Source organism: Subtercola sp. RTI3 (assembly GCF_035018625.1).
GTDB lineage: Bacteria > Actinomycetota > Actinomycetes > Actinomycetales > Microbacteriaceae > Subtercola > Subtercola vilae.
In genome coordinates this window covers 116327-123053 of sequence record NZ_JASJXO010000004.1, presented here as the reverse complement: position 1 = coordinate 123053, position 6727 = coordinate 116327, and the positions used below count along the sequence as shown (strand labels likewise).

4 protein-coding genes, 1 pseudogene and 1 riboswitch are annotated in these 6727 nt (G+C 60.9%); of the genes and pseudogenes, 4 read left to right on the top strand and 1 reads right to left on the bottom strand.

The features are described 5' to 3' along the window. Positions 1-77 precede the first annotated feature (77 nt). Positions 78-976: pseudogene (locus tag QN358_RS03270) on the bottom strand (IS3 family transposase); the annotation flags it as partial. Between the two features lie 111 nt (positions 977-1087). Continuing rightward, positions 1088-1260: riboswitch (M-box (ykoK) riboswitch) on the top strand. 248 nt (positions 1261-1508) lie between these two features. On the opposite strand from QN358_RS03270, the gene QN358_RS03265 reads away from it, so the two are divergent. From QN358_RS03265 to QN358_RS03250, 4 genes are all read left to right on the top strand, one after another. Continuing rightward, complete coding sequence (locus QN358_RS03265) at positions 1509-3161, top strand: NRAMP family divalent metal transporter (RefSeq protein WP_323511586.1); 1653 nt, start codon at positions 1509-1511, stop codon at positions 3159-3161. A gap of 65 nt (positions 3162-3226) precedes the next feature. Beyond that, a complete protein-coding gene (locus tag QN358_RS03260) occupies positions 3227-4522 on the top strand; it encodes a magnesium transporter MgtE N-terminal domain-containing protein (protein ID WP_323511585.1) in 1296 nt (431 codons plus the stop codon). Between the two features lie 169 nt (positions 4523-4691). Then, the gene (locus tag QN358_RS03255; RefSeq protein WP_323511584.1) at positions 4692-4862 is read left to right on the top strand and encodes a hypothetical protein; all 171 of its coding nucleotides are present in this window, start codon (positions 4692-4694) and stop codon (positions 4860-4862) included. Between the two features lie 449 nt (positions 4863-5311). Next, entirely contained in the window at positions 5312-6673 is a 1362-nt protein-coding gene (locus QN358_RS03250) for a divalent metal cation transporter (RefSeq protein ID WP_323511583.1), read from the top strand. Positions 6674-6727 lie beyond the last annotated feature (54 nt).

The window sequence follows — 6727 nt, the reverse complement described above, 5'->3', positions numbered from 1 at the left end:
CGAAGCCATAAAACCTCTCGGTCGTCCCACGACCCACCTCCAAGATAGAGGTGTTGCTTCCACCGATTGAATTCACCGACGCTTCCCCGGTCCGAGTGCCAGATCGCGTCAGGCGCGATCAGGGTCGTCGCGGCGGCGTTCTTCAACGCGTCCTCGACGAGCTCGGTGCGCATGTGATCAGCGATCGACCAGCCGACGACTTTTTTCGAGAAACAATCGATCACGGTAGCGAGATAGATGAATCCCTGCCAGGTGTGAATGTAGGTGATGTCGCCCACGAACTTCACTCCCGGCCGGTCCGCGGTGAAGTCCCGTTTCAGCAGGTCGGGCATGTTCGCTGCCGCGTCAGCGTCGGCCTGCGTCGTGACTCTGAATGGCCGCGGCTGGCAGGCAATCAGGCACTCCTGGCGCATGATTTGGCGCACCAGCTCGGGTGAGCACTCCGTGCCCTCATCGGCCAGGTCGGCGTGGATCCGCCGGTACCCGTAAGTGCCTTCGGAGTCTTCGAAGAAGTGCTGAATACGGCCGATCAGCGCCTGGCGGCGTGCCGCGGTCGCTGACTGCGGCCGGGACACCCAGTGATAAAACCCTGATGTCGATACCGCCAACCAGGCACACATTTTGACGACCGAGTTCCGGTTATCGGGCTCAGCTTTTTGGGAATCGATGTACTCGTACGTGCTCACTACCGCTGCTCCCGAGCGAAGTAAGCGCTGGCTTTTTTTAGGAACGCGGTCTCCGCCCGAAGCTCTTGAACTTCACGCTCGAGCTGCTTCAGCCGGGCCCTCTCCGTGACCGTCAGATCGGCCTCCGTGCCACCGTTAGCCTTCCGGTATTTGATCAGCCAATTGCGGAGAGTTTCCGGGCCGACGCCGTACGCGGTCGCGACGTCCTTGATCGGCTTGGACGCGTTGATCACCTCACGGCACAACTCGTCCTTGAACTCCTGAGTGAATCGCCTACGCGATGCGGTCATGCTGGACTCTACTTTCGGTAGTCCCTCAGCTTAAGAGGGCCCACCGACCGAGAAACCCACAGCACCCCAGTTTGGTCTTTGTGGACTTTGGGGTTATGTTGACCTTTAGAAGGCGTCGCTTGTTAGCTGAGGCTCCTTCGCGGAAACATGCCAGCGACCCTAAACGTCCAGAGACGCCCCGGGTCAGGACAGGCTCCCCCGAGCTAAGGGGTGGCCCCGATTGGCTCCCGAACCTGTTCGGGTTGACGCCGCGAAGTGCCAAAGGTCTTACGAGGAGAGGCAACAACCGGTCAGCCATGTCCGGTCCTCTTTCTGATGCTGTCACGGAGGCGAAAGGCAGCTGATGGACGATAGTCACCAACCCAGTTCCCGCATGCGTGCCGCTGGTTGTGCTCTTCACCTGGTGTTCACTTCACCGGTTTAGGCTCACGGTTCTGGGTGCGGACGATACCCTCCCTCACCGTTGGCGTGATGGTTCTGGGTTTTTCATACTCATTCGCGATTCCCACGCTTGGGGAGGAAGGGGTCAGCCATGGCCTCCGCATCAGACGTCCATCCGGCAGCCCAGCCCGAGTCGGCTGCGCTTGATTCTGCGCATGTCGGCAATATTGAGGGCGCCTTCGGCACCATCTCGTTAGGCGACGACGCGCCGCGGACGAAAATGTCGGCGAAGCTCCGCACTCTGGTAGCGATCGTTGGGCCGGGCCTGATCGTGATGGTCGGCGATAACGACGCTGGCGCGTTCGGCACCTACACTCAGGCCGGCCAAAACTATGGCACGAGTTTGTTGTGGGTATTGCTGCTGCTGATCCCGGTGTTGTATGTCAACCAGGAAATGGTGCTGCGTCTGGGAGCGGTTGCCGGGGTGGGCCACGCCCGGCTGATCCTGGAACGGTTCGGTCGGTTCTGGGGCGCGTTCAGCGTCATCGATTTGTTCATCCTGAACGCGCTGACCATCGTGACCGAGTTCATCGGAATCAGCCTGGGCCTCACGTACCTGGGTATACCGCAGATCCCGGGCGTGATCGTTGCGGCGGTGTTCGTTGTCGGTGCAGTGAGTACCGGCTCGTTCCGGCGTTTCGAGCGTCTCTGCATGTTCCTGATCGCCGGGTCGCTGCTGCTCGTGCCGTTAGTGATAATGGTGCACGCACCGATCGGTGAAGTCGCTCAGGGTTTCCTGATCCCCGGGATCCCGGCAGGCGCTGAACTTTCCACCGTCACACTCCTGATCATCGGAATTGTCGGCACCACGGTAGCGCCGTGGCAACTGTTTTTCCAACAGTCCTACATCATCGATAAACGCATCACCCCCCGGTTCATGAACTACGAGAAAGTCGACTTGTGGATCGGGATCGTGATCGTCGTTGTCGGGGCGGCGATCCTGATGTCGGTCACATCTGGTGCGTTCACCGGGACAGCAGGTTTCGGGAATTTCACCGACGCCGGCGGGGTCGCTGCGGGTCTTGGTACCTATGTCAGTAAAGCGGCCGGGATCCTGTTCGCGTTGGCACTGATCGATGCGTCCGTGATCGGTGCTGCCGCCGTCGGGCTGAGCACGTCCTACGCGCTCGGTGATGTGCTGGGCCTGAAACACTCCCTGCACCGGAAAGTATCCGAAGCGAAAGGGTTCTACGCCGCGTTCGCGGGTCTGTTGGTGCTTTCCGCGATCGTGGTCCTGATCCCAGGCAGCCCGCTTGGCCTGATCACGGTCGGCGTGCAGGTGCTAGCCGGGGTGCTTTTGCCCTCCGCGACCGTGTTCTTGCTGCTGCTGTGCAACGACAAAGCAGTCCTCGGGCCGTGGGTGAACGGGAAATGGTTGAACATCTTCACCGCGCTCATCATCGCGGTCCTCGTGATCCTCTCGACCGTGCTGACCGCGAGCGTGTTATTCCCCGCCATCAATTCCGAAGCGATCATCGCCATCCTGATCGGCGGCGGGAGTGTCGCGCTTCTCGCCGGGATCGGCTTCGCGATCTACCGAACCATCCGCCCCGCCCCCGCCAGCCCGGACACCGTCGACCGGCGCGAACGGGCAACCTGGCGGATGCCGCCGATCGCATTGCTGGCGAAACCGAAAATGTCCACCGGCCGACGCCTCGGCCTGACAGTGCTCCGGGTCTACCTGCTACTGGCCATGATCCTCGTCTTCGTCCGCGTCATCCAACTCGCGACCAGCAGCAACTGACCATTTTTCTCGCACGGCGCGGCCGTTCGATGCACAATTAGACCAGCTCCGGAAAGGAGCCCCTCATGACCCCCATCCCCGAACCGGCCGACCCCGTCCAGCCGCTGTTCTTATCCGCCCTGCTCCGCGACGCCGTCGTTGATGTGCAAGGCAAAACGGTTGGCACTCTCGGCGATGTCATCGTCCGGCTCCGCCCCGACCGGTATCCCGCGCTGACCGGTCTCGTGATGCGGGTCGGGGCGAACAACGTTTTTGTACCCGTCACCGATATCGCCGCCATCGATAACACCCGGATCAGCCTCCGAAACGCGAAACTCGACCTCCGACCCTTCGAGCGGCGTGACGGCGAAGTGCTCCTGAAAGAAGCAGTCCTCGGCCACCGACTCATCGACGTTGACCGCGCGGTACTCGTCCGCGCGTACGACGTCGCGATCACCTCCACAGCGGAGGGCTGGCTCGCGACCGGCCTGGACGTACACCGCCGAGGCTGGCTACCAAGGACCCACCACACCCAGCACCCTGTCCGGGACTGGAAAACATTCGAAGCCCTGATCGGACACGAACCCTCCACCCATGTCCGGTCAGGCTTCGGCCGGCTCAGAGGACTCCGGCCCGCGCAAATAGCCGACCTCATCGAAACGGCGTCCGCGAAGGAACGCGATGATCTCCTGGGCCACCTGCACAGCAACCCGGAGCTCGAAGCGGACGTCTTCGAAGAACTCGAAGACGACCACCAAACCCAAGTACTCAAAGCCCGCAGCACCCAGCAGATCGCAGAAATCCTCAGCCGGATGCGCACCGATGACGCCGTCGACGCGATCCTTGATCTGCCCCAGGAACGTCGCCGACCCGTCGTTGACGCGCTGCCCGGAATCAAACGCGCCGACGTGTTACGTCTGATGCGTTACCAAGACGGCAGCGCCGGCGGCCTGATGGGCGTCGAATACCTTGCCATCAACGAAAACGAAACCATCGCCGACGTTCTGAACGTCGTGCGTCACGCATCCACGATGCAACCCGAAGCACTCACCACAATCCACAGCATCGACAACGACTCACGCCTCGTCGGGACCCTCAGCCTCGTGAAAGCCATCCAAACAAGCCCGGACGCGCTCCTCCGAGATGTCGCCGACCCGGAACCCGTGCACGCCGACCCGCGAGACGACATCATCGACATCGCCAACGTGATGGCCGACTACAACCTCCTCAGCCTGCCCATCCTGAACGACACCGGACAAATCATCGGCGTCATCACGGTCGATGACGCACTCGAGGCCGCGATCCCGGACGACTGGCGCCGCCGAGACCGCCACCACCACACCACCACCCAAACCTCCACCACCCAGCAGCCACGGAACTAACCCCAGCGAGGCAACCGCGGTACCCAAACGGTCAGCGTGCGCAAGCACTACCCAAAACGCTTCCCTCGATGACAAACTCGGTCCTGGGTCCTCATATCTCCTGGGACGAGCTCCGCGCTTTGCAGGGACAGGAGGCGCAGCGAGGCTGCCCGAACGCAAGGATGTGGACATGTCACTCACTGAAGAGATCGACAACCTGTCCAACGAAGTGCAAGCGAAATGGTTGCTCATCGATCACGAGTTACCCATCGACGTTTTCATGAAAATGGTCGCCGCCGAACATAACCACATGTGGCAAGCGTTGAGACTCATCGCCCAACACGTCGACGCCCGAAACTAAACCATTCCGCCGCACCGTAACGGATAGGACCACACGATAATGGTGTAACCCCTGTAACTCCTGTGACGAGGTTGATGGGTAGATCATCGGTGGGGCTCGGGATCAGGGCGTCGCGCTGACCGGCCAGGGTGGCCTGCTCGGTCAGCTGACGAAGCTCTCGCTGTCAGCACGCGTGCGACCCCACGGTGACAACAGCGCCCGTTTGGCCGAGGTCTACGGGGGCACACCTTGTGAATTCGTAAAATATCCGTCGGCGATTTCCGCGCGGCGCGCCGGAATGAAGTTGCCGGTCGGCTCAGAAACAGGGGAATGCCAGACATACACCGCGACCCGTGCAATGACGCGGAGGGCGATCTGCCGGTGGGGGTGTCTCGTTAACGATCGAAACCCGACACCGTGTCGGCAACCTGGTCAGAGGCTTCACTTCGGCGGCTTAGACTCAGCGCACGATGACGAGTCCCACTGACGAGCAGGTTGCCGACCCGGCGCAAGATCAGGATCCGGGCGCCGCCGTGTTTCCTCGGCGAGGCAAAAAGCGTGGGTTTGGTCGGCTGTTGCGTGTGTTGGGTCCGGGGATCGTGACCGGCGCGGCGGATGATGACCCGTCAGGGATAGCGACGTATTCGCAGGCCGGCGCTCAATTCGGTTTCGGAACTTTATGGTCCATTCTGCTGACCTTGCCGCTGATGATCGCGGTGCAGGAAGCGTGCATGCGGATCGGCGCGGTGACTGGGAAGGGTCTTGCCGCGATCATCCGGGACAATTATCCGAAAAAGATTCTGTATCCCATCGTTCTGCTGGTCACCGCGGCGAATACGTTCAACATCGGTTCGGATATCGGCGCGATGGCGGCCAGTGCGAACTTGCTCCTGCCCGGGGTCCCGTTCGTTGTTCTAGCGATCGGGTTCGTGGTGATCATCCTGGTGCTGGAAGTCCTGGTCCCGTATCGCACGTACGTCAGGATTTTGAAGTGGTTGGCGTTCGCGCTGTTTGCGTACATCGCAACCGCGTTCCTGATCACCGTGCCCTGGGCGGAAGCGGTGAAAGCGACCGTGATTCCGCACATCGAGTTCAACCAGCAGTTTCTCTTCGTTCTCGTCGCAATCTTCGGAACCACGATCTCTCCGTACCTCTTTTTCTGGCAGACCAGCAACGTTGTCGAAGACGAACGAACCCAACAACCCGCTGCTGCAGGCGAGGACCCACCGCCGCTGACGACCACGTATCTGAGGAAGCTGCGGGTTGATACGGTGCTCGGCATGTTCTTCTCTAACATCGTGGCCTGGTTCATCATCGTCGTCGGCGCGGTCGTCTTGAACCAGGGCGGTGTCACGAACATCGTCACCGCAGCGGACGCAGCACAGGCTTTGGAACCATTGGTGAAAAGCTTCCCGAACGCCGGATTCCTTGCCAAACTGATCTTCGCTGTCGGTGTCATCGGGATCGGGTTGATGAGTATCCCCGTCCTGGCCGGGTCTTCGTCCTACGCCATCACAGAGACGTTTAACTGGAGAGAGGGCCTGTTCCGCAAATTCCGGCAGGCCCGCGCGTTCTACCTCGTGATCATCATCGGTACCCTGTCCGGGCTGGTTTTGAACTTCGTGGGCTTTGACCCGGTCCAAGCCCTCGTGCTCACCGCGGTGTTCAACGGGATCGTCGCCGTGCCGCTGATCTTCGTCATCGCAAGACTCACCAGCCGCACATCAGTCATGGGCAGATACGTTAACGGGCGATGGTCAAAAATCGGTCTCTGGTGCGCATTCGCGATCATGGGCGCCGCAGCGATCGCACTCCTCAGCTCCTACCTCTAGCAAGACGGCAGCAACGAGAAGATCTCCGGTAGAGGGGTTGGTGCGATAGGAATA

Coding starts and splice junctions, on each gene's coding strand:
- QN358_RS03265 (WP_323511586.1), top strand. CDS start 1,509: ATGGCCTCCGCATCAGACGTCCATCCGGCAGCCCAGCCCGAGTCGGCT.
- QN358_RS03260 (WP_323511585.1), top strand. CDS start 3,227: ATGACCCCCATCCCCGAACCGGCCGACCCCGTCCAGCCGCTGTTCTTA.
- QN358_RS03255 (WP_323511584.1), top strand. CDS start 4,692: ATGTCACTCACTGAAGAGATCGACAACCTGTCCAACGAAGTGCAAGCG.
- QN358_RS03250 (WP_323511583.1), top strand. CDS start 5,312: ATGACGAGTCCCACTGACGAGCAGGTTGCCGACCCGGCGCAAGATCAG.